Raw genomic sequence first — 22,024 nt, forward strand, 5'->3', positions numbered from 1 at the left:
TTTCTGAAATCACGGTCGGTTCGCCGCCCATTTCCAGACCCCGCAGGAGGACTTCTCATGGCCACTACGCCCCGTGTGGTGATCATCGGCGCCGGCATCGTGGGTGCGAATCTCGCGGACGAACTGACCGTCCGCGGATGGACCGACATCACGGTGCTCGACCAGGGACCGTTGCCGTTGACCGGCGGGTCCACATCGCACGCTCCCGGACTCGTGTTCCAGACCAACGCGTCCAAGTCCATGACGGAGTTCGCCAAGTACACCAGGGACAAGCTCGCCGGCCTGGAAGTCGACGGCGCGTCGTGCTTCAACCCGGTCGGTGGCATGGAGGTGGCGACAACACCAGCTCGCTGGGACGACCTCAAGCGCAAGCACGGGTGGGCGACGTCGTGGGGCATCGACGGCAGCCTCATCGACGCGGACGAATGCGCGAAGCGGTATCCCCTCCTCGACGCCGACCAGGTGTTCGGCGCGCTGTTCGTGCCGAGTGACGGACTCGCCAAGGCTTCCCGGGCAGTGGTGGCGTTGGCGCGGTTGGCCGAAGCACGCGGTGCCCGCTTCGTCGGTTCCACCCGCGTCACCGACATCGAGCAGGCGGGTGGCCGGGTGACGGGCGTGCAGACCACCGCGGGATACTTTCCCGCGGACATCGTGGTGTCCTGCGCGGGCTTCTGGGGGCCGAAGGTCGGCGCGATGGTGGGGCAGGACGTGCCGCTGCTACCGCTGGCGCACCAGTACGCGAAGACCGGGCAGGTGGCCGAACTCGTCGGACGCAACACGGAGGCCTCCGAGGCGAGCCTGCCCATCCTGCGGCACCAGGACCAGGACCTCTACTACCGCGAGCACAACGACCGGATGGGGATCGGCTCCTACGCTCACCGCCCGATGCCGGTGGATCTGGCCGAACTCGACGAGGACGGCACGGACATCACGGCTTCGGAGATGCCGTCCATGCTGCCGTTCACCGAGCAGGACTTCGCTCCACAATGGGAAGAGAGCAAGCTGCTGCTGCCCGCGCTGGGTCAGACGAAGGTGGAGGAGGGCTTCAACGGGATATTCTCCTTCACCCCTGATGGCCACTCACTCGTCGGAGAATCTCCCCAGGTACAGGGTTTCTGGGTCGCCGAGGCGGTCTGGGTGACGCATTCGGCGGGAATCGCCAAGGCGGTCGCGCAGCAACTGGTCGACGGCAGGTCCGAAACCGACCTGCACGAACTGGACCTGAACCGGTTCGAGGAGATTCAGTTGTCGCCGGACTACGTCAGCGAGACGGCGCAGCAGAACTTCGTGGAGATCTACGACGTCCTGCACCCGCTGCAGCCCAAACTGTCTCCCCGCGACCTGCGGGTCACACCGTTTCACGCCAGGCAGCGGGAACTGGGAGCTGTGTTCCTGGAATCCGGCGGCTGGGAGCGTCCACACTGGTACGAGGCGAACGCATCGCTGGTGAAGGACCTGCCACACGACGCTTTGCCGCCTGCCCGTGACTCCTGGGCCGCGAAGTTCGACTCGCCGATCGTCGCTGCCGAGGCCTGGTGGACCAGGAACAAGGTCGCCCTCTACGACATGACGCCACTCAAGCGCCTCGAGGTCAGCGGGCCGGGCGCGCTCGCGCTGCTGCAACGGCTGACCAGCAACCAGCTGGACAAGACGGTCGGGGCGGTGACCTACACGCTGGCACTCGACGAGGCGGGCGGAGTTCGTAGTGACCTCACCGTCGCGCGCATCGAGCACGATGTGTTCCAGGTCGGTGCCAACGGGAACCTGGACCTGGAGTACCTGCGCAGCAGGCTGCCCGACGACGGCAGCGTGCGGGTCCGCGACATCACCGGCGGCACCTGCTGCATCGGCGTGTGGGGACCGGCGGCCCGGGATCTCGTCCAGCCGCTGAGCCGGGAGGACTTCTCCCACGAGGCGCTCAAGTTCTTCCGTGCCAAGCGCGCCCGCATCGCCGGGATTCCAGTCACGGCCATGCGCCTGTCCTATGTGGGCGAGCTCGGCTGGGAGATCTACGCCAGTGCGGAGAACGGCCAGCGGCTGTGGGACGCGCTGTGGGAGGCCGGACGGGAGCTGGGCGTCATCGCCGCGGGACGCGGAGCGTTCAACAGCCTGCGCCTGGAGAAGGGATACCGGCAGTGGGGCACCGACATGACCACGGAGCACGACCCCTACGAAGCGGGCGTGGGATTCGCGGTGCGGCCGAACAAGGGTGAGTTCGTCGGCAGGGCGGCATTGGAGGGGCGTTCGGAGGACACGGCGCAGCGGCGGCTGCGGTGCCTGACCATCGACGACGGGCACTCGGTCGTCCTGGGCAAGGAGCCGGTCTTCGTGGACGGCCAGGCCGCGGGCTACGTGACTAGCGCGGCGTACGGCTACACCATCGCGCGTCCCATCGCTTATGCCTGGCTGCCTGCCACGGCAACCGTGGGAACCCAGGTGGAGATTGAGTACTTCGGCCGCCGCATCGCCGCCACAGTGACGGCGGAGCCGCTGGTCGACCCCGGAATGGAACGGATTCGTCGTTGACCTGCTCTGGCCGAAACAGCCCGAATCGAAGGATGTGCCCTGATGCGTGATCAGACGATTAACGATTTCCTGACGCAGCTTTCCGCACGCGTTCCCGCTCCGGGTGGAGGCACCACCGCCGCACTCCACACCGCGCAGGCTGCCGCGCTGGTGGCGATGGTGGCCCGGTACAGCGACGGGCCCAAGTACGCCGAGCACCACGACGTCATCGCCGAGGTGGTCGCGGACGCGGACGCGTTCCGGATGCTGTCGCTGCGCCTGGCGGAGAAGGACGCGTTCGCCTTCACCGCGGTGACCGACGCCTATGCGATGCCCAAGGCCGACTCCGAGCAGAAGGCCAAGCGGTCCGCCGCCATCGCCCGCGCACTCCTGGCCGCGTGCGCGCCCCCCGCCGAGGTGATCGAGGTGGCTGCCCGCGTGCTCGGGCTGGCCGAAAGCCTGCTGCCCATCGGCAACCGCAATGTCATCACCGACGTGGCCGCGGCCGCGGAAGCCGTGCGTGCTGCGGCCACGACCGCGCGAGTCAACATCGAGGTGAACCTGGGCGGCATCACCAGTGACGATGCGCGACAGGAGTTGCTTGTCGCCACCAGGGGTGTCGAGCTCATCTGCGAGCGCGCGGACAAGCTCACCGCCGCCGTCCGAGCGGGACTCGGCGCATGAGCCCGGCGGTGGCCACCGGGCCGTCGACCGCGCAAGTGTTGTCCGGAAAGGACATCGCAGCCGAGCTTCGTGGTAGAAATGCGCGGATCGTCGATGAGCTGGCGGACATCGGGATCCGGGTGAAGCTCGCCGTGGTCGTGGCGACCGACGACGGATCCAGCCACTGGTATGTCCGCTCCATCGCCATGGCGGCGGTGAGGTCGGGAATCGACTGCGAAATCGTCGATCTCGGCGCCGATGCCTCGGCAGAGCTGATCCGCGGGACCCTGACGAGGTTGAGCGGGGACAGCGCCGTGCACGGGATCATCCTGCAGACCCCACTTCCATCAGGTGTGGCACAACAGGACCTGACCTCGGAGATCGATCCGGTGAAGGACGTGGACGGGGCCAATCCCGTCAGCCTCGGTCGACTGGCGGCCGGGATGACGGCCTTCCCGCCCGCCACGGCGGAAGCGGTTCTCCAGATCCTCGACCATTACGAGGTGGAACTCGCCGGGCGGCAGGCGGTCATCGTCGGACGTTCTACAGTGGTGGGTGTCCCGGTGGCGCATCTGTTGCTGGCGAGGCATTCGACGGTGACAGTCTGCCATTCCCGGACGGCAGATCTCGCCGAACACACCCGCCGAGCCGACGTGCTGGTCGTCGCGGCGGGCAGGGCAGGACTCATCACCGCGGAACATCTGAGCTCGGGCACGACGGTGATCGACGTCGGCACCAATCCGACCGATGACGGTGGACTCGCCGGGGATGTGCACGCGGCCGAGGCTTGGCCGGTGGTCGACGCGCTGACGCCGGTTCCGGGAGGTGTCGGACCCGTCACGACCGCGTTGCTGCTCGCGCACACGGTCGAGGCCGCACAGGCCGCCGTGCGTCGAACCGCATCTTGACCGGATCCGCCGGGGGAATCGGAAGCCTCAGCACGGCGGAAAGCGCACCGAGATTGGGATGTCTGCAAGTACCACCAAGCAAGATCATTCTTGCGTTTTCTACCCCCAACCTGGCGCCAAGATAGTGGTTCGGGCGCCAGGGCTTGGCAACAGAAATGTGCCTAGTGGATCTTGCTTGGGGGTACTTGCAGGCGCTCCAACCCCAGACGGCGCTGCTCCCGCGTGGGGGAGCAGCAGGCCTAGCCGATTGGGGCACGACCGGAACGCAATCGCTTGCGCATGTCGCGCAGGTAGTACCGCTTCGGCGCCTCGCGGAGCAGGACCGGCAGGCGGGGGTAGACCGCGACGGCGACCCGCATCAGCCGTTCGTACCGCCGTTGCCTGCGTCCGTTCCACTCGATCCCGAAGCCGTCCCGTAGCCGGGGAGGCAGCCACGCGGCGGTGAGCAACCGATTGAGCGGCATTGCCGCTCGGATGGCCAGCGGGGCCCGCACGGGATACAGCAGGTCATGGGCCACTGATCGCGCGTGGTCGGTGACCTCCACGGTGGCGACCACCTGGTTCCAGTAACGGCGGAAAGCCGCGCGGTCGGCGGGCCACATCTCAGGCGGCACCTGCAACGAGGTGGCCAGCACCGCGTACTCCTGGTAAATGCGTTCGGCGGCGTCGTCCTCGATCGGACCGAACATCTCCTCGTAGAGCACAGTGGCGGTGTCGTATAGGGTCGCGGCGACCCAGAGCTGCAGTTCCGGATCCGTCGCACGGTAGCCGGGGCCGCGCACCTTCGCGTGCACGCGGTTGACCATCCGGCTGACCTGCCGGACCTCGTCGGGACTGCCGTAGGTCATGCAGTACACATAGGTCAGTGTGGTGCGCAGGCGGTCCACCGGGCGGTACGCGAAGTCGCTGTGTTCGGCGACCCCGCGGCCGACGCCGGGATTGGCCACCTGCAGCAGAATCGCCCGTGCGCCCCCCGCCAGCAGTACACCCTCGCGGACGACCCTGTGCATCTCGAGTGGTGCCGGAATCGATTGCCGAGTCATGACCGCACTGTAAATCTGAATTAACTTACTGGGAAGTCCGAGTAGAGAAGTCGCAGGTAGATCGGCCGCAGAAGGCTCGCTCAGCTTGCCAGCGCGGCGAACACCAGATCCTCGACCTGCACAGGGTCGGTGAGCCTGCGTCTGCTCATCGACAGGTCGTGCACGATGTTCAGTGCGGCATGGACGACGAGGCGGGCGTGAGCACCCCGAGTGTGCTCCCGCACTGCCGTCAGCAGGCGTACCCACTGCTCTACGTGCTCGCGTTGCACCTTGCGCAGCGTATGCCGGTCGTCGTCGGGCAGATTCTCGTACTCCGACAGGTACACGGCGGCGAGGTCGCTGTGCTGGAAGGCGAAGCCGACGTACGCGCGAACCAGCTCCCGCAGCGCTTCTCCCGGTTCCTCCGCGTTCTCGATGGCGGCGTTCGTCGTGGCCGCGAGCCGGTCCGCCGCGCGGTAGTAGACCGCGGCGAGCAGGTCGGCCTTGCTCGGGAAGTGCCGATAGACGCTGGAACCGCTGATGCCGGCGGTCACGCCGATGTCCTCCATGGTCACGCCGTGAAAGCCACGCTCGCGGAACGGGCGCAGGGCGGCGGCCAGCAGCCGCTCCCGTCGGGCGCCGAACTCGCCGACGACCGGTTCCGGCGCGGGGTGGGCGGGCTGGGTGGTCAGCCGCGGCGGGAGCCCGGTGACCAGGACGCCGAGCCCGATGGCGCGCAGCCCGTCCGTCGCGGCGCGGGCGGTCACCGGCGTTCGGTGCGTGCCGAGGCTCGCCATTCCGCTCAGCGCGGCCGACGCGAGCGTCCGGTGCTCGGCCGGGGGCAGTCGTGGCCGGACCTCGGCGAGCAGTTCGGCGACGACATCGACGAGCGACGCGATCGCGGCGGTGAACCGCTCGTGGTCCTCGGGGCCCAGATACCGCCGTTCCCACTGGTAGAGCCGCACACTGCGCCTGCGCTCGACCACGAGTCCGACAACCTCGCCGACCACCGCGTCGAGGCGGCTCCATGAAGAACCGCCGGTTCGCGCCGCCCGGCTCACCACGTCCTCGACCGCCGAAGAGAGTTCGGCTGTCGCGTGAGCGAGGATCGCTTGTTTGTTGCGGAAATGGCGGTAGATCGCCGGGCCGGTGATCCCGGCCTCGGTGGCGATCTCGCCGAGGCCGACGGTGTAGTACCCGCGCTCACAGAAGAGGTCGGCAGCAATCCGGGCGATCTGGGACTTGCGGTCGACGCGCCGACGGGGCAGCGCCGACCGCTCCGTGGCCGATTCGCTCATCCTGCACCTCCACCGGCAATTCCTTGCCTCAGCGAACGATTTTCACTCTACGCGGGACCGACGCGTGCCTCTTGACAACGTGCCATGTCACTCAGCTACGTTAATCCGAATTCGCATGGCTGCCCATGACGCGCTCGTCGGAGGATGCCCATGGACGACGACGTCCAGTTCGCTGCCGAGACCCTTCCCGGTCCGGGCTCGGTCACCTGGCGGTGGTTCGCGGCGACTCCCGGTGTCCTGCTCGCCGGAACGGGTCTCCTGCTGCAGGTGGCGCACCCGGTGGTCGGCGCCGGCGTATCGCAGCACTCCGATTTCCGGCGCAGACCGTGGACGAGAGCGTGGCGCACACACCTGTCGACCCTGCGGTTCGTCTACGGAATGGGCGATGGGGCGCAGGCCGAGGGACGCAGGCTGCTCGAGGTGCACAAGGAGATCAAGGGCGTCGATTCGGCGGGGCGGCGCTACCACGCCCTCGATCCACACGCGTACGCGTGGGTCCACCTGACCCTCGCCCGGTTCACGGTGGACACCGCTGCCCTCTTCGGCGATCCGCTGACCGAGTCCGAACTGGACCAGATGTGGTGCGAGTTCCGGGCGATCGGGCTGGCGCTCGGCCTGAAGGAGCAACATCTGGCACCTGACTGGGCGACCGCGTGCGCACACTTCGACGAGGTGGTTCGCGACATTCTGGAGGCGAACCAGAGCACGCGGGACGTACTGGACGCACTCATCGCACCGGCAAGACCATCGCGATACCTGCCGAGTCCACTTTGGAGGTTGCTGACACGGCCCGCAAGCCGTGTCCTGCGCCTGACCACGGTCGGTGCGCTACCGCCGGTGCTGCGGGAGCGGATGAACCTGAACTGGACCGAGCGGGACCAACGCGAACTGACTCGGCTCGCGCGGGCCGTACGAGCCGTCGACCGGCGACTGCCGGAACCGTTGCGTTACCCACCGCTCGCCTACAGCCTCATCCTGCGGGCCCGCCTGCGCCACCGCTGGGCGACGTGATGGGAATCGAAGCCCCACCACGGCGCGCAGCGCTCGCCGATGCGCTCACACAGGCTGGAATGCTGCTGGCCTTCGCGGTACAGACCGGGCAGGCGGCGGTGCGTGTGCTCCTGCGACGCAGGCTCGCCTGGCGGGAGGTGCTCGAGCAGGCGTGGTTTCTCGCCGCGGTGACCACGCTCCCGGCTCTGCTGGTGACGATCCCGCTCGGCGTGGTCGTGGCGCTCAACGTCGGTTCCATGGCGGGCCAACTGGGCGCGGAGGGCTACGGCGGAGCGGTGGTCGCGTTCGTCATCGTCGCGCAGGCCTCCCCGCTGATCTGCGCGTTGATGATCTCCGGCGTCGGTGGCTCGGCTCTGTGCGCGGATCTCGGGGCGCGCACGATCCGTGAGGAGGTCGACGCCCTGGAGGTCATGGGCATTCCCGCGATGGAACGCTTCGTCGTACCCCGAGTGATCGCCGCCGTGCTTGTCACGACGGCGCTGGCCTGCCTGGTCATGGCCGTCGGTATCACCGCCAGTTTCGCGTTCCAGGTGATCGTGCTGGACGACTCGCCCGGCAGTTTTCTCGGGACTCTCACTCAGTTCTCCCGCATCGAGGACTTCCTGATCGCCGAAGTGAAGGCGGCGGCATTCGCGGTGCTCGCCGCACTCGTGTCCTGTTTCAAGGGGCTTACGGCCAAGGGGGGTCCCAGCGGCGTGGGTGACGCCGTCAACGAGGCGGTTGTGCTGTCGTTCATTCTCGTCTTCGTCGCCAACACGGTCCTCACCGAGCTGTACTCCGTCATCGTGCCCGCCCGAGGGGCGTACTGATGGCCGTCCGTCCGCTCGGCGGCTACCCCTCGCGCGCAGCGGCGCCGGTGGTCGACACGTTCGCCGGCATCGGGCGGCACACCACGTTCTACGGCAGGGTGCTGCTGCACCTGCCAGCCGCCTTCGTCCGGTACTGGCGGCACGTGCTCAAGCTGATCGGGGAGATCAGTTTCGGCTCCGCCTCGCTGCTCGCCGGTGGCGGGACTATCGGCGTCGTGTTCGCGATGTCGGCCGTGGCGAGCACCCAGATCGGGCTGGAGGGATACCGCGGCCTGGACCTGATCGGTCTCTCCCCGATGACGGGCCTGATGTCGGCGCTGGTGAACACCAGGGAGATCGCGCCCGTGGTCGCGAGTATCGCGCTGGCCGCCAAGGTCGGTACCGGTTTCACCGCGCAGCTCGGCGCGATGCGGATCTCCGACGAGATCGACGCACTGGAAACGATGGCGGTGCCGTCGTTGCCGTTCCTGGTGAGCACTCGCATGGCCGCCGCGTTCATCTCGGTGATCCCGCTCTACCTGGTGGGGTTGTTCGCCTCCTACGCGGCCACGAGCCTGGCGGTGGTCAATATCAAGGGCCAGTCCGCAGGCACCTACGACTACTACTTCCACCTGCTGCTCACGCCGACCGACGTGCTGTACTCCCTGTTGAAGGCCGTCATCTTCGCGCTGATCATCACCCTTGTCCACTGTGGATACGGCTACTACGCGACCGGTGGGCCGGAGGGGGTCGGCAGGGCCGCTGGCCGAGCCCTGCGCACGAGCATCGTCGCCGTGACGATCATCGACGTCCTGCTCACCATCGCGTTCTGGGGGCTTCGGCCCACCCTGCCGGGCCTGGGAGCGTAGCCGTGAGAGCACAGTCGAGCAGGGCGGCACTGGCCCTTCGTGGCCTCGCCACCGCCGTGGCGTTCGTGCTGGTCGCGGTCGTGACGATCGCGGGCAGCGGCGGCGCGTTCGCGGGTGATCCCACGGTGAGCACCACTCTGCCCGCCTCAGCCGGACCGGTTCGCGCCGACTCGCCGGTGCAGTACCTCGGCGTTACCGTCGGCAGGCTGGCGGCCGTCGACGGCGACATCGACGGTGCTCGTCTCAGCCTCGACCTGGACGCCGATCTGCTGGAGCAGGTGCCAGGAAACGTGCGGGCACGAGTGTTGCCCCGCACCCTTTTCGGGGACCAGTACATCGACCTCGCCGTACCACGGGGAGCACCGGCGGAGGGCAGCCTGACCGAGGGGGCGGAAGTCGCCGCGGATACCTCCGGCGAGACCGTACGGCTCTATGCCGCCTACACCCGGCTGTACGAACTCATCACCGAACTGCGCCCCGCCGACCTACAGATCGCCCTCACCGCCCTGGCCGATGCCTTGCGCGGAAGGGGCGCGGAGATCGGCAGGATGATCGACGAGGCGAGCGAGCTCGCCGGGGACGCCGGTCCGCTGCTCGACTCCCTCGGCGAGGACGCGGGCACCGCCGCCCGCCTCGGCAGGGACCTAGCGGCGAGTACGCCGGAGTTGCTGGACGCGCTCGACGACGCGGTCGCGCTCTCCCGCACGGTGGTCGCGCAACGGCAGGCGCTGAGCGACCTCCTCTCGGCCGGAATCGAGCTGACCGGCCAGTCCGAACGACTGCTCGCCGACCATGCCGATCGGTTCATCCAGCTTGTGGACGCGACCGGTCCACTCGCCGAAGTGGTCACCCGCCACCCCGGCGCGGTGGGCGAGAGCCTGGACGCGGCGAACTTCTTCCTTGACGGTGCCAAGCGGGCTTTCGGCACCGGCAGATTCGCCATCGACGCAGCGTTGACCTTCGATGATCCCTATCCGTACACGGCTGCGGAATGCCCCCGTTATCCAGGACTCGACGGAGCGAACTGTGGCGACCCGGTCCCGGATCGCAGCGGCGAAGCTGCCGCAGCACCGGCGGCCCCACCGCCGCCGCCACCGGAGACCGGCGGGCGCACGGGGCCCGTCGGCGGCGAGCGGGAACAGGAGATCATCCGCCAGCTGGCGCCGCTGCTGCCGGAAGCAGGCGAGGGCGCGAAGGTCGAGCAGCCACCCGTGGATCTGCTGTCGCTGTTGCTCGGCCCGCTGGTCCGCGGCACTCGGGTGGTGGTGCCGTGAACGTTCGCGGGACGCTCGTCAAGCTCACGGTTTTCGTCGCGGTGTGCGTGTTCTCGGCCGTGCTCGTGGTGAACACGCTCACCGATCCGCTGACCGGGCGGACCACGACCTATCACGCCGTGTTCACCGACGCGCACGGGTTGAATCCCGGCACGGACGTCACGGTGGCCGGCGTCCGGGTCGGCACGGTGACCGGCCTGAAGCTTGTGGACGGTCACGCCCGCGTCACCTTCGACACGATCTCGGCCCAGCATGTTCCGGCTGACGTGCGAGCCGTGGTTCGTTACGCCGATCTGCTCGGTGCTCGTTATCTCGCACTCGTCGCGGAAGAAGATGCGGCGGCAGCCGAACTGGCGCCGGGCGCGACGATTCCGCTCGACCGCACCCGGCCCGCCCTCGACCTCACCGCGCTGTTCAATGGTTTCAAGCCGCTGTTCGACTCGATAGATCCCGCCCAGGTGAACCAGCTCGCCGGCCAGATTGTTGCGGTGTTCCAGGGTGAAGCCGGTTCACTGGACGGGTTGCTGAGCAAGGTGGTGTCGCTGACCGCGGCGCTGGGCAGCCGGGACGACGTGCTCGGCGAGGTGCTGACGAACCTGAACGCGGTACTGGACACCATGGACGAGCACCGGGCCGATCTGGCCGGCCTGATCGACGGGCTCGCCGAGTTGACCTCGTTCGCGGCGGACAGCCGCGAGCAGATCGCGGGAGCCCTGGACAGTGGCGCCGAGCTGGCGGGTTCACTGACCCGGTTGCTCGCCGATATCGAACCGGATCTGTCCGGGAACGTGCGGCGGCTGAGTGAGTTGACCTCGACATTGGTGGAGAACGACGAGGAGTTCGAGGCCGTCGTGCGGGAGGCGCCCGAGTTCGTCGCCACCCTGGGGCGAACGCTGGACTACGGATCCTGGGTCAACGTCTATGTCTGCAACCTCGGCGTCAGCATCGGCGGGGAGCCGATCGATCTCGGGGCAGGCCCGCATTCGGGGGTATGCCGATGAGCGCGCGCAGGCTTCGCAGGGGGCCGGTGTTCGACGGAGCGGTGGGTGCGGCGGTGCTCGTTCTGCTGCTCGCCGCCGCGGTCGCGTTTCCACAGCTGACCTTCCGCGCCGCGACCAACGCCTACTCGGCGGAACTGGCGAACGCCGCGGGTCTCACCGATGGCGACCAGGTCTACGTCGCGGGGGTACCTGCCGGGCGGGTCACCGGGGTGACGCTGGCGGGTGATCGGGTGCGGGTGGACTTCCGTCTCGACCGGGATCAGTCGCTCGGTGGCGCCACCTCGGCCGAGGTGAAGCTCGGAACCATCCTCGGCACCCGCTACCTCGGCGTCCGGCCCGCGGGTACCGGGACGTTGCCGAGGGGCGCGTCGATCCCGCTCGAGCGCACCTCTGTGCCGTACAGCCTCAACGACATCGGCTCCGACGTCGTCACGACGACCACCGAACTCGACGTCCCCATGCTGCGGAAAATGATCACCACTCTGGCGAGGTCCACACCGGACGGCGAGCTGCTGGGTGAAGCGCTCGACGGCATCAGCCGGGCCACCGGGATGGTCAGCGAGCGTAACGGCCAGTTCCGCGAGCTCCTCAACGGTGTGCAGGCACTCACGACATCGTTGCTGGACCAGCAGGACACATTGGTCGCACTCCTTGGCGACGCCCGGCTCGTCGCGGAAACCTTGGCGGATCGGCGGGAGACGATCCGCACCCTGATCACCGATGTGCACACTCTGACCACAGCGCTGGATTCCGTGGTGACCGAGAACGAGCCCCTGCTCGGCCCGTTGCTGGCCGACGTCCACACCATCACCGACACCCTCGACCGCAACGAGGCGGCATTGTCGGAGACACTGCGGCTGCTCGGGCCCGCCAGCCGGTATCTGGCCAATGCCACCGGAAACGGTCCGTGGGGAGACGTCTCCGCCCCGGCGGGTCCGTTGCCGGACAACCTGTTGTGCGTCGCCGGACTACTGGGAGGCTGCCGATGACTCGCGGTTCGACCAGGATGGTCGCCCTCGCGTGCGTACTGGGTCTCGCGGGTGCGCTCGGCTGGTACGTCGTACTCCGACCGGACCCGGTACTGCGCATCGCGGCCGAGTTCACAACGGTGGATGGGATCTTCCCCGGCAGCCGGGTCGCCGTGCTCGGGGTCCACGTCGGCACGGTCGAAACGGTGGACGCGGCGGGCGCCACGGTACGGGTCACGATGAGCCTGCCCGAGGGAACCGCGGTTGCCGAGGACGCGCACGCGTACGTCATGAGCCCGGCGGTCGTGAGTGACAGGTTTGTCGAACTGGCTCCCGCGCACACCAGTGGTCCCGCTCTGCGGGACGGGGCGGTGATTCCGGTACAGCGCACACATTCGCCGATCACCTGGAACGAACTGAGCGGGTCACTGCACGAACTGCTCACCGCCCTCGGCCCCGGAGCACCGGGGGAGAGCGCCGGACTCGGCGAGCTCGTGCACAGCGGTGCACGATCATTCGCCGGGAACGGGCAGAAGATCCGCGACGCGATCACCGGCATCGCCACCGCTACCGACCTGGTCGCGGACGGCACCGGCGATATCGGTGCGGTACTGGACAACGTCGACGAGCTCACCAGGCTGCTCGTGAAACACAGTTCCACAGTGGACACGGTGACCGCGACCGTATCGCAGGCGGCCCGGGACTTCGCCGGCCAGCAGGACGTGGTGGCCGAGGCGATCGGGCAGTTCACCCGCTCACTCGCGACATTGAGCCGGCTGCTGGACGAACACGGGGAGGAACTGACCGGTGATCTCTCGCAGCTGACCGAGCTGAGCACGATGCTGGTGGCGCGGCAACAGGAGCTCGCCGAGACGCTCGACACCCTGCCGCTGGCACTGGACAACTTCGGGCGCGCGGTGACCGGCGACGACCGGCTCCGCATCCGGCTGGACATCTCCACGAATCTGGCGCAGTTCCCTGCTACGGCGGCACTGTGTGAGCGCGTTCCGCTGCCACTGTGCTCCGGTGCCGGCATCGTCAACCCGATTCCGTTCCCGCCGCATCTCCCGGAGGCGCTCGGCCTCGACGCTGCGATGAATGGCGGTGGCCGGTGAGACCGGGACGACGACCACGTGACGTCGCGCTGACGGTGCTGCTCGCTACGGTACTCGCGGGTTGCGGGATCAGCCTGCAGAACACGGTGGGCCTCGGCGGTTCGGGAACGCCGACGTATCGGGTGACGGCAGTCTTCACCGACGCGGCGGGGTTACCGCTCGGTGGCACCGTGCAGATCGGGCAGGCCACCGTCGGCCGGGTCGCCGACGTGCGCGTGCAGGACTTCCACGCGCACGTCGACCTCGACATCCACGCGGACGTCGAACTGCCCGAGGGCACGGGTGCCCGGCTGGAGCTGACCTCCGCCCTCGGTGAGGAGTTCGTGGTGCTGGAACCGCCCGCACGGGCCGGCTCAGCGACATTGGCCGACAACGCGGTGATCCCCCTGGAACGCACAGCGCGGGGACCCGATGTGGAGAACACGCTCGCCGCGGTGGGGGTGCTGCTCAATGGTTCCGGCATCGACCAGATACGGACGATCGTCACCGAGGCCAACGCGATGCTCGGCGGCCGGGCGGGCACCATCAACGGGCTCCTCGGGCGGCTGGACTCGATTCTGCTGTCGCTCGAAGACAGCAGCGAGGAGATCCTCGGCGTCATCGACTCGATGCGCGAGGTTTCGGCGCGACTGGCCGAGCGCCGCCCGACACTGCGGGCCGCGCTCACCGAGATCGAGCCCGCACTGCGAGTCCTGCTCGCCGAGCGCGAGCGGTTCGGCACGCTGCTCGGTGACGTCACCTCGCTGAGCCGGACGACCCATGAGCTGATCGAGCGCAGCGGACCCGCACTCACCGAACAGTTTCGCGCGCTGCGACCCGTACTCGACGATCTGCGCACGCTGGACGGCAGGCTGGGTACGACGTTGAGCGGACTGCGCGAGTTCGCCGGGCTGCTGCGGGAGGCGACGCCGGGGGACTATCTGATGCTCGACGGGACGCTGGACGTTCCGTTGAGTGTCGCCGAGATCCTGAGTCCCGACTTGTTCGGCGCCCAGCCAGGCCGGGGTAACGCCGCGCTGCTGCTGGAAGGCGGAACGCGATGAGGAGCAGACTCGGCCTTGGTCAACTCGCCCTCTTCGCGGCGATCGGTCTCGTGTGCAGCTACTACGTCGCCATCGACGTACTCGGCCCGCAGGCGTTCCGGGCGCCGATCACCGTGACCGTGCGGATGCCGGATACCGGAGGGCTTTCGGTCGCCTCGCAGGTCACCTATCGGGGCGTGGGTGTCGGTCAGGTCGCCGAGATCGGCATCGCCCCGGAAGGCGGGGTGGAGGTGTCACTGGAGATAGATCCCGACGAACGCATCCCCAGCGCGGCCGAGGCTGTGGTCACGATGGACACTCCACTCGCGATCCTGCACCTCGACCTGCGGCCGCACAGGGATGCTCCGCCGTATCTGGAGAACGGCAGCGTCATCCCGGGGGAGAACACGCGACGGCCACTGCCGCTGGAGACCCTGCTCGAGGACTTCCTCGCGGTGGCCGACAGTCTGCCCGCCGACGATCTGGCGGTACTCGGTGAGGCCTTGGCCACGGGGTTGACTGGGACGGCACCGGAACTCGAGCGGATCCTCGACAACACCTCGGCATTACTGCGGTTCGCCAAGGAGCGCGGGCCACAGATCGAGCGAGTGACCGGAAACGGTATGGCGTTGCTGGGGGAGGGCGGTGCCCGGCTGCGGGAGTTCACAGCGGCGATGCGCGGACTCACCAGCGGGTTGCGAGGGCAGGAACCGGCACTGACCGAGCTGCTGCACGCCGTTCCCGACCCCGCGCGGCGCGTGGCCAGGATGATGGCGGACAACCAGCCCGCGCTCACCACTCTGCTCGGAAACCTGGTCACGACGGCGCAGTTGGTGAGTGTCCGAGCGCCCGCGGTCGAACAGACGCTGATCTCGTTGCCGGACACGCTGACTAAACTGGGCGACATCGTGGAGGGCGACGCGGCGAACTTCTATCTCGTCGGCACGCAGGGGCCGGTCTGCTACAACGACACGCCACGCCGCCCGCCGCAGGACACCACCGAGCGGGACCCGATCCTGACGTGGCACTGCCCGCCCGGCCCTGATCTCGGACAGCGAGGTGCGCGGAACGCGCCCCGGCCGGGCGCTCCCACCCGGTCGCCACGGGCGCACGATCCCGAAACCGGGCAGGCGCTGCCGTTCGAGGTGGGAACGGGTGGCGGGCAGAACTCCGTGTTGGGCCCACGTTCGTGGTCCTCGATCCTTCTGCAAGGAGTCCAATGATGAGCAATGTCGACACGAGAAACGAGAAGCCCTCGCCGAGCCCTCGTAGCACAGTGGACAGTGATGCTGAGGGAGATGTCGCGGAGGTGGAATCCACCGCGGACGACACCACTGGCACCGCATCAGCGAACGAGCCGGCACCGGCCAGGTGGCGGCGGCCAGGGGTACTGCTTGCCGTCCTGCTCAGTGTACTGGTGCTCGGCGTCGCGGTGTTCCTCACGGTCCAGTACCTCGGATTGCGCTCGTCGGAGTCGGCCCGGGCGGAGGCAATCGGGGCGGCCACCGAGTTCGCCACGAACCTGTCGTCCTACGACTTCGCAGATCTCGAGGGCAACTTCAGCGGGGTCACCGAGAACGCGACGGGCCGCTTCGCCGAGCAGTACACCCAGGTCGGGGCGAATCTGACGGAGCTGATCAAGCAGCACAAGGCGGTGTCGGAGGGAACGGTGCTGGCGGCGGGGGCGGTCGAAGCGGATGATGACCATGCGGTCGTGCTGTTGTTCGTCGACCAGACGATCACCAACACCAACAGCCCCCAGCCACGCGTCGACAGGAATCGGATGCGGATGACGCTGGTGCGTCAGGACGGGCGTTGGCTGGTGGACGACGTGAAGTTGCTCTGAACACCGAACCAGCCGAAGTCGCCTGAAGGAGGAGCACGATGACCGATATGTTGACCCAGGAGCAGCAGGACTTCGTCGCCGCGATCGCCGAGTTCTGCCGCCGCGAGGTGGGCAGTGCGGAGCAACGAGACCGGCTCACCGGTGGGGGCAGGTCACCGCACAGCGCGGAGCTGTACGGCAAGCTGGCCGAACTGGGCTGGCTCGGCATCGCGGTACCGGAGGAGCACGGGGGAGCGGGCCGCGGGATGGTCGATCTTGTGCTGTTCCTCGAGGAGACCGGCTACTGGCAGGTGCCGATCGGCGGGTTTGCGACGTCGGTCATCACCGCGTCGGCGATCGAGAAGTTCGGTACGGAGGAACAGAAGCGTCGCATTCTCGGCGACTTCCTCGAGGGCAAGGTGCTGTCGATCTCGATGTCCGAGCCGGGAGCGGGCTCCGACGTCGGTGCGCTGACCTGCCGAGCGGAGAAGCGGGGCGCCGGTTGGGTGATCAACGGCCAGAAGACGTGGTGCTCCAACGCACACATCGCCGAGCACATCCTGCTCGTCGCCCGCACCTCTACCGAGGGTGGCAAGCACGAGGGACTCACGATGTTCACGGTGCCCGCGAAGGTGGACGGACTGTCGGTGCACGGGATCGACACGATGGGCGGCAGGGAGGTAAACGACCTCTACTTCACCGACTGTGAGCTGCCGGAGGACGCGGTGGTCGGGGTCGAGGGCGACGCATGGCCGCAGCTCATGGCGGGGCTGAACATCGAGCGGATGATCCTGGCCGCGTTCATGCTGGGCACCGCTCGGCGGGCGTTCGACGACACCGTGCGATACGTGCGGGAGCGCGAACAGTTCGGGCGCCCTGTCGGCTCGTTTCAGGCACTACGGCATCGGATCGCCGACCACGCGACCGAACTCGAATGCACCCGGCTGCTGGTACACGACGTCGCGCACCGGATCGATGAGAGCCCCGGTGAGTTGTTCCCGCGCGAGGCGTCGATGGCGAAGCTGAAGGCCACCGAGTTCGCGAAGGCGATGGCGCTGGACGGCATGCAGATGATGGGCGGGTACGGCTACGCCACGGAGTACGGAATGGAACGGCTGCTGCGCTCGACCGTCGTGTCGACGGTGTACGGCGGCACGAGCGAGATTCAGCGCGACATCATCGGCAAGACCTTCGGCTTGTAGCGGAGGCGGTCGGTGTCATCGAGTGTTACCGGAGGAGGGCGGGGTCCTGGGCGTAACCAGCCAGTGCCGATGCGAGGTGGTCGGTTCTGCCTGTGCGGCCCAGGCCGGGTGACTCCGACTGCCCCGCCGGCCTGCCCGCGATAACGGACTCGGCGAAGGCGGCCACCATGCCCGGCTCGGGGACCAGGCAGTCACCCAGGTACGCGAGGATCATCGGCCGTTCGCCCGGGCGGGTCTCGAGCGCGGCGTGCCATCCGTCGCGTTCGTTCCACAGCAACATCAGATCGTCGTCGGGATGGGTGCGGCAGCGTCTTGCCACGGCCAGATATGCGTTCGCGCTGTCGCTGATCTCATGGGTTGTTCCCGCGCTGGGAATGCCGATGAGAGCCGCCACCGACCGGACATATCCGGCCAGTCCATCCTCCGCCGCCGGAATTCCTTCGGGCTTGGTCCGCACGTCCAGCTCCCCTCGTCGTCACTCTGGATCTATGCCCTGAGAGTTGCCCGATTGGCGCTGTGCCAACCCTTCTGCTTGGCACGAAATCGCTGCTATTCAATGGCTCGATGACGTTTGGCGGGTCTGCCGGGCGGCAACGGCTGGGGTTGGCGGATTACCGCGAAAGAGCTGGTTTTTCCGTTCCTAGAAGGAGAAAGGAGCTCAGATGCACTCCACTCAGACTCGCCGGGATCCGGCGGCCGCCGCCCAGCAGACAGCGGGCACGGCGCGCGCGGAGGGGCGAGAAGTAGCACACACCACTGCCGATGAGGCCCGGAACGTGTCGCAGGACGTGCGGCGCGAGGGACGAGAGGTGGCCGAGCAGGCGAGGTCGGAGGCCCGCCATGTGATGGAGGACGCCAGGTCCCAGCTTCGTGGTCAGGCGCAGGAGCAAACCCAGAGGGTCACGGAGTCACTGCACCGGCTCGGCGATCAGGTGACGGCGCTGGCACGGGGACACCCACAGGAAGCGGGTCGGCTGGCGGACTACGTGGACCAGGCGGCCGGTGAGATCCAGCACGCCGCACAGCGAGTGGAGGCCCGTGGTTTCGACGGTGTCGTGCAGGACACCGAAAGCTTCGCTCGCAGGCGTCCTGGGGCGTTTCTCGCGGCAGCGGCGGCCACCGGTTTCTTGGCCGGGCGCGTCCTTCGTGGTGGTTCCGAGGCTCGCCAGGAGCAACACGACGAGCAGCGGTACGGCCAGGAGCAGCACAGCGGAGATGGCCATGGCGGGCCGAGTGCCGCGGCGCGGGCCCGCGCCGCGCAGACACCAGGGACCGCGGGGATGTATCAGGAAGGTACGACGCGATGACTCAGAGCCAGACGCAGAACCGGGCTTCTCCGGGCAGCACCCAGACCGACGACGGGCACTCGATTCGGCACCTGCTGAACGAGGCGACCCAGGACGTCAGCGAACTGGTGCGCAAGGAAGTGCAGCTGGCCAAGCTGGAGTTGCGTGAGGAAGCGACGAAGGCGGGCAAGGCAGGCGGCAAACTCGGTGCGGCCGGGATCATCGGCTACCTGTCGCTGCTCCTGGCGTCGTTCGCCGCCGCGTGGGGCTTGGCGGAGGTGCTCAGCGTCGGCTGGGCGTTCCTCATCGTCGCGGTGGTCTACGCGGTCGTGGCGGCGGTGCTGTTCGCGAGCGGGCGTTCGCAGATGCGCAAGGTCTCCCCGATGCCGGAGCAGACCATGGAAACGTTGAAGGAGGATGCACAGTGGGCACGAGCACAGAGCAGGTGAGGCACGAGATCGAGCGCACGCGCCAGGACCTCGGCCACACGATCGACGAGGTGACGGAACGGGCGCATCCGCAGCAGATCGCCCAGCGCGGCAAGCAGCGTGCCCGGCAGCGAATGTCCGGAATGAAGGACAGGGTGATGGGCAGTGCGGAGCACGGTGTCCACCGGGCCGAGGGTCAGGTCCAGGGCAACCCGCTGGCAGCGGGCCTGATCGCGCTCGGTGGGGGCGCGCTGGCCGCGTCGCTGGCGCCCGCGAGCCGAACTGAGCGCAGGGCGGTCCAGACCCTGTCCGAAGAGGCGGGCCCGATGGCCGATCAGATGAAGAACGAGGCCCGCGAGGCAGGCCAGGAGTTGAGCGAGAACCTCAAGCACAACACGCGGGATGGCGCCCAGCATGTGGAGCAGCGGGCGAAGGAGTCGGCGCAGCAGGTCAAACAGGAGGCCGGTTCCTCCGCTGAGCACATCCGCGGTCAGGCGCAGCACGCGGGCCAGGACGTCAAGCACGAGGCGCGTCGGCAGATGTAGTGCTGGAAAAGAACGAAGGCCCCGCCGGAGAACCGGCGGGGCCTTGCTGAGGTTTAGGTCGGCACGCCCGGTCGCCTCTCGGCGGAAGGCGCAACGCGGTTCCAGCCGAACGGAACTCCGCGAGGGCAATGGGGTGAGCCCGGGGGACACGTTGACGTGCCGACACGGGGTATAACCAGACGGCGCCGCCGGCTATTCCCTGGGACTCGAGCTACGGGTCCGAGACCCCGGGACAGAGGTGCAGGCGGCTGCAAGCAGAAGTGCCTGATTACGAGGGATCCGTGGCCGACTCGTCATCCATGGCCTTTCAGGCGCTGGCCAGGAGCCCGATGCCAAGTGTGAGCACGCCTGCTGCCAGTGAGAGTGCGCCGAGCCAGAGCAGTGCGATCAGTTTGTTCGGCCGGGTGACGTCGCGACCGATCGAGGACAGGAAGAAGCCCGCCGACATGAGAACGGCGGCGGCGAGGACGCCGACGCGGGCAATCCAGAGCCACGCACCGGTCAGGGCGGTGGCATCGGTGTAGAGCAGGCAGACGAGGCCGAGGATGACCAGCACGCCCGCGTGAGCGTGGCCGGCGCGGGCGAAGGATTTCTGGAAGTCGGTCATCGGCACGGCACCACGCACGACGCGACTCAGGAACCAACCGCCGAACTCGATGGTCACGATCGTCAGCAGGGCAACGCCGGCCAGGTAGTGCGTCTCGGGGCTGAACACCAGAACTCCTCGGATCGAGTAACGTAACGCTGTTATATAACGACGTTCCAGTGTGAATGTCAAGGTGTATTCCATGGGACGCGCCGCGCAGGCTGCTTTCGTGGACCGCTGGGCGAAGCTGAAGCAGTCAATGCGGTAGGTTCAGTGCCGCGATCCCAGGGGGCGGGTGCACAGGCGGTTCCGGCTCTCCGAGAGGTCGCGACGGGGCCGGTAGCTCAGTTGGTTAGAGCAGGGGACTCATAATCCCTTGGCCGCGGGTTCGAGCCCCGCCCGGCCCACACCGCCACACCCTGACCAGGCGTACGCCGATTTCCCGATCATGGGTCTGCTGTGCTCTGCCGCTGTGGAACAGATCGGGTGCCTCAATAATCTCCGAGGCCCCCGATCTAACTGCGACTGCTCGTTTTTCCCTTCACAGCACGTGAACGCGCTTCATCGCGCACGACTCTTGTGGGCCGTGCCTCGTCCTTGGTGGATCAGCTATCGAGCTGAGGTACCTTCCGTGCTAGCCAGCCGCTTGGAAATCTCGTCGGCCTTGAGGTTTTCCCGGTCGGCCCAGTACAGCGCCTCGTGGTGATGGCCTCGGTCGATCTCGGCGATGCGGGCGTATGTCGCTGCACTACGGCGGTAGTAGTCCCGCCAGACCGGCAGTGGGGCGTCCTCGGACGGCCGCATCGAGGACAGGACCTCGTGCGCCTGCATCAACGTGCGCAGCTCACGTTGTTTGTTGATGTTGTTCACCTCCCCTCGCTGTTCGTGGGCGTCGCGAAGTCGAGGAAGGCCCGCAGCTCGTCGGCGCTGTCCCGGATCTCGCGTAGCAGTCGGGCGAACTGGGGCCAGTCGGCACGATCACGCGGCGGGACGAGGAGCAGCCGGTCGGTTCCTTGAGTGACGACGAGTGCGGGCTCGTGATGGACCATCCCGACGAACTGCATGCTCGCCGCCGTGTCCGCGCACGGGCTCCAAGTCAGGTTTATCGCCACGCGATCACCCCTGTGCCCGTGTCGGACCATTGGCGTTCCGCAGCTCTGTTCCGGCCGCCTCGATGGCCTCCGCAAGCCGAGCAAGCGCGGCCTCATCGACCAGCAAGGCGACCGGAAAGGCTTTGCCGAAGCGCACCTCCACGCGGTTCGCGAACGGCAGGGCACGCGCGCGAATCGGGAGATCGGCGGTCACGTGGACCTGTACCAGGTCACGCACACTCACCACGCCCTACGCCGCTGCCTGCTCGGACTGCCCGGACTTGCCGCCCCCACGGTTCACGTTCGCCGCACGGGGAGCCCGCATCTCCTTCGCGCGCAGGCTGAACTGCACCCCCGCCGTTCTGCTCATAGGTCGTCGCGGTCAGGCCCTCGAACACCTCGGTCACCTGCACGTTCCAAACGAGCTGCCCGGTCACGTTGTCCTTGGCCGGGGTCTTGTTGCCATTGCGGTCCCAGTCGAAAGCCTGCTCGACGCCGAGCACGTACGCGCCTTCCGGGAACACCTCATCGAAGGGGGCCGCGAACCGGTATCCACCCGGGATCGCCATGGAAGTTCCTCCTTGGGTTCTGCTGCCGTGCCTATCCCGGCAACCTGC

The 22,024-nt window shown here is 67.8% G+C and carries 25 protein-coding genes and 1 tRNA gene; 18 read left to right on the forward strand and 8 right to left on the reverse strand.

The window, feature by feature from the left end:
- Nucleotides 1–57: 57 nt before the first annotated feature.
- From D0C15_RS02880 to D0C15_RS02890, 3 genes are read left to right on the forward strand one after another with little or no spacing between them, the layout of a single operon-like run.
- Nucleotides 58–2,526 carry a GcvT family protein gene (locus D0C15_RS02880; RefSeq protein WP_116040758.1) on the forward strand — a complete coding sequence of 823 codons (2,469 nt, stop codon included), beginning with the start codon at nucleotides 58–60 and terminating at the stop codon, nucleotides 2,524–2,526.
- 42 nt (nucleotides 2,527–2,568) lie between these two features.
- On the forward strand, nucleotides 2,569–3,189 hold the full coding sequence (locus D0C15_RS02885) for a cyclodeaminase/cyclohydrolase family protein (RefSeq protein WP_116040759.1): 621 nt from the start codon (nucleotides 2,569–2,571) through the stop codon (nucleotides 3,187–3,189).
- Nucleotides 3,186–4,076: a bifunctional 5,10-methylenetetrahydrofolate dehydrogenase/5,10-methenyltetrahydrofolate cyclohydrolase gene (locus tag D0C15_RS02890; RefSeq protein WP_116040760.1), complete on the forward strand. Its 891-nt coding sequence runs from the start codon at nucleotides 3,186–3,188 to the stop codon at nucleotides 4,074–4,076. Before D0C15_RS02885 ends, D0C15_RS02890 begins: the two co-directional genes overlap by 4 nt.
- Before the next feature lie 239 nt (nucleotides 4,077–4,315).
- Here D0C15_RS02890 and D0C15_RS02895 read toward each other — a convergent pair whose 3' ends face one another.
- Nucleotides 4,316–5,119, reverse strand: coding sequence for an oxygenase MpaB family protein (locus D0C15_RS02895; protein ID WP_116040761.1), 804 nt, complete (start codon nucleotides 5,117–5,119; stop codon nucleotides 4,316–4,318).
- An 80-nt stretch (nucleotides 5,120–5,199) separates the two neighbouring features.
- Complete coding sequence (locus D0C15_RS02900; protein WP_116040762.1) at nucleotides 5,200–6,396, reverse strand: TetR/AcrR family transcriptional regulator; 1,197 nt, start codon at nucleotides 6,394–6,396, stop codon at nucleotides 5,200–5,202.
- Between the two features lie 150 nt (nucleotides 6,397–6,546).
- On the opposite strand from D0C15_RS02900, the gene D0C15_RS02905 reads away from it, so the two are divergent.
- The 11 genes from D0C15_RS02905 to D0C15_RS02955 are packed head-to-tail and all read left to right on the forward strand — an operon-like array spanning nucleotide 6,547 to nucleotide 17,471.
- A complete protein-coding gene (locus tag D0C15_RS02905) occupies nucleotides 6,547–7,407 on the forward strand; it encodes an oxygenase MpaB family protein (protein WP_116040763.1) in 861 nt (286 codons plus the stop codon).
- Nucleotides 7,407–8,216 (forward strand): MlaE family ABC transporter permease, encoded by an 810-nt coding sequence (locus D0C15_RS02910; protein ID WP_116040764.1) that lies wholly within the window; start codon nucleotides 7,407–7,409, stop codon nucleotides 8,214–8,216. Before D0C15_RS02905 ends, D0C15_RS02910 begins: the two co-directional genes overlap by 1 nt.
- A complete protein-coding gene (locus D0C15_RS02915; protein WP_116040765.1) occupies nucleotides 8,216–9,064 on the forward strand; it encodes an MlaE family ABC transporter permease in 849 nt (282 codons plus the stop codon). Before D0C15_RS02910 ends, D0C15_RS02915 begins: the two co-directional genes overlap by 1 nt.
- A gap of 2 nt (nucleotides 9,065–9,066) precedes the next feature.
- The gene (locus tag D0C15_RS02920; protein WP_116040766.1) at nucleotides 9,067–10,338 is read left to right on the forward strand and encodes an MCE family protein; all 1,272 of its coding nucleotides are present in this window, start codon (nucleotides 9,067–9,069) and stop codon (nucleotides 10,336–10,338) included.
- Nucleotides 10,335–11,339 (forward strand): MCE family protein, encoded by a 1,005-nt coding sequence (locus D0C15_RS02925; protein WP_116040767.1) that lies wholly within the window; start codon nucleotides 10,335–10,337, stop codon nucleotides 11,337–11,339. The genes D0C15_RS02920 and D0C15_RS02925 overlap by 4 nt, the downstream gene beginning before the upstream one ends.
- The gene (locus D0C15_RS02930) at nucleotides 11,336–12,328 is read left to right on the forward strand and encodes an MCE family protein (RefSeq protein ID WP_116040902.1); all 993 of its coding nucleotides are present in this window, start codon (nucleotides 11,336–11,338) and stop codon (nucleotides 12,326–12,328) included. The genes D0C15_RS02925 and D0C15_RS02930 overlap by 4 nt, the downstream gene beginning before the upstream one ends.
- The gene (locus D0C15_RS02935; RefSeq protein ID WP_116040768.1) at nucleotides 12,325–13,422 is read left to right on the forward strand and encodes an MCE family protein; all 1,098 of its coding nucleotides are present in this window, start codon (nucleotides 12,325–12,327) and stop codon (nucleotides 13,420–13,422) included. The genes D0C15_RS02930 and D0C15_RS02935 overlap by 4 nt, the downstream gene beginning before the upstream one ends.
- Nucleotides 13,419–14,465, forward strand: a complete 1,047-nt coding sequence (locus D0C15_RS02940) for an MCE family protein (RefSeq protein WP_116040769.1) — start codon at nucleotides 13,419–13,421, stop codon at nucleotides 14,463–14,465. Before D0C15_RS02935 ends, D0C15_RS02940 begins: the two co-directional genes overlap by 4 nt.
- Nucleotides 14,462–15,667 carry an MlaD family protein gene (locus D0C15_RS02945; protein ID WP_116040770.1) on the forward strand — a complete coding sequence of 402 codons (1,206 nt, stop codon included), beginning with the start codon at nucleotides 14,462–14,464 and terminating at the stop codon, nucleotides 15,665–15,667. The genes D0C15_RS02940 and D0C15_RS02945 overlap by 4 nt, the downstream gene beginning before the upstream one ends.
- Nucleotides 15,667–16,290: a hypothetical protein gene (locus D0C15_RS02950; RefSeq protein ID WP_162829878.1), complete on the forward strand. Its 624-nt coding sequence runs from the start codon at nucleotides 15,667–15,669 to the stop codon at nucleotides 16,288–16,290. The genes D0C15_RS02945 and D0C15_RS02950 overlap by 1 nt, the downstream gene beginning before the upstream one ends.
- Before the next feature lie 38 nt (nucleotides 16,291–16,328).
- Entirely contained in the window at nucleotides 16,329–17,471 is a 1,143-nt protein-coding gene (locus D0C15_RS02955; RefSeq protein WP_116040772.1) for an acyl-CoA dehydrogenase family protein, read from the forward strand.
- Between the two features lie 25 nt (nucleotides 17,472–17,496).
- Here D0C15_RS02955 and D0C15_RS02960 read toward each other — a convergent pair whose 3' ends face one another.
- The gene (locus tag D0C15_RS02960; RefSeq protein WP_116040773.1) at nucleotides 17,497–17,928 is read right to left on the reverse strand and encodes a DUF6292 family protein; all 432 of its coding nucleotides are present in this window, start codon (nucleotides 17,926–17,928) and stop codon (nucleotides 17,497–17,499) included.
- Between the two features lie 205 nt (nucleotides 17,929–18,133).
- On the opposite strand from D0C15_RS02960, the gene D0C15_RS02965 reads away from it, so the two are divergent.
- Genes D0C15_RS02965 through D0C15_RS02975 form a run of 3 tightly spaced genes read left to right on the forward strand, consistent with a single transcriptional unit; the run spans nucleotide 18,134 to nucleotide 19,730 of the window.
- A complete protein-coding gene (locus D0C15_RS02965; RefSeq protein ID WP_116040774.1) occupies nucleotides 18,134–18,778 on the forward strand; it encodes a hypothetical protein in 645 nt (214 codons plus the stop codon).
- Nucleotides 18,775–19,206, forward strand: a complete 432-nt coding sequence (locus tag D0C15_RS02970; RefSeq protein WP_116040775.1) for a phage holin family protein — start codon at nucleotides 18,775–18,777, stop codon at nucleotides 19,204–19,206. Before D0C15_RS02965 ends, D0C15_RS02970 begins: the two co-directional genes overlap by 4 nt.
- Nucleotides 19,182–19,730 carry a DUF3618 domain-containing protein gene (locus D0C15_RS02975; protein WP_116040776.1) on the forward strand — a complete coding sequence of 183 codons (549 nt, stop codon included), beginning with the start codon at nucleotides 19,182–19,184 and terminating at the stop codon, nucleotides 19,728–19,730. Before D0C15_RS02970 ends, D0C15_RS02975 begins: the two co-directional genes overlap by 25 nt.
- 307 nt (nucleotides 19,731–20,037) lie before the next feature.
- On the opposite strand, the gene D0C15_RS02980 is transcribed toward D0C15_RS02975, so the two are convergent.
- Nucleotides 20,038–20,445 carry a hypothetical protein gene (locus tag D0C15_RS02980; protein WP_245975526.1) on the reverse strand — a complete coding sequence of 136 codons (408 nt, stop codon included), beginning with the start codon at nucleotides 20,443–20,445 and terminating at the stop codon, nucleotides 20,038–20,040.
- Between the two features lie 204 nt (nucleotides 20,446–20,649).
- On the opposite strand from D0C15_RS02980, the gene D0C15_RS02985 reads away from it, so the two are divergent.
- Nucleotides 20,650–20,723, forward strand: a tRNA-Ile gene (locus D0C15_RS02985).
- Between the two features lie 202 nt (nucleotides 20,724–20,925).
- Here the strand turns inward: D0C15_RS02985 and D0C15_RS02990 are convergent.
- From D0C15_RS02990 to D0C15_RS03005, 4 genes are read right to left on the reverse strand one after another with little or no spacing between them, the layout of a single operon-like run.
- Nucleotides 20,926–21,186 carry an AMED_5909 family protein gene (locus D0C15_RS02990; protein WP_245975527.1) on the reverse strand — a complete coding sequence of 87 codons (261 nt, stop codon included), beginning with the start codon at nucleotides 21,184–21,186 and terminating at the stop codon, nucleotides 20,926–20,928.
- A complete protein-coding gene (locus D0C15_RS02995) occupies nucleotides 21,183–21,428 on the reverse strand; it encodes a hypothetical protein (RefSeq protein ID WP_162829879.1) in 246 nt (81 codons plus the stop codon). Before D0C15_RS02995 ends, D0C15_RS02990 begins: the two co-directional genes overlap by 4 nt.
- Nucleotides 21,429–21,432: 4 nt before the next feature.
- Nucleotides 21,433–21,621 carry a hypothetical protein gene (locus D0C15_RS03000; RefSeq protein ID WP_245975528.1) on the reverse strand — a complete coding sequence of 63 codons (189 nt, stop codon included), beginning with the start codon at nucleotides 21,619–21,621 and terminating at the stop codon, nucleotides 21,433–21,435.
- 16 nt (nucleotides 21,622–21,637) lie between these two features.
- A complete protein-coding gene (locus D0C15_RS03005) occupies nucleotides 21,638–21,976 on the reverse strand; it encodes a hypothetical protein (protein ID WP_116040778.1) in 339 nt (112 codons plus the stop codon).
- Nucleotides 21,977–22,024: the final 48 nt, after the last annotated feature.

Source organism: Amycolatopsis palatopharyngis (assembly GCF_003385185.1).
Lineage (GTDB): Bacteria > Actinomycetota > Actinomycetes > Mycobacteriales > Pseudonocardiaceae > Amycolatopsis > Amycolatopsis palatopharyngis.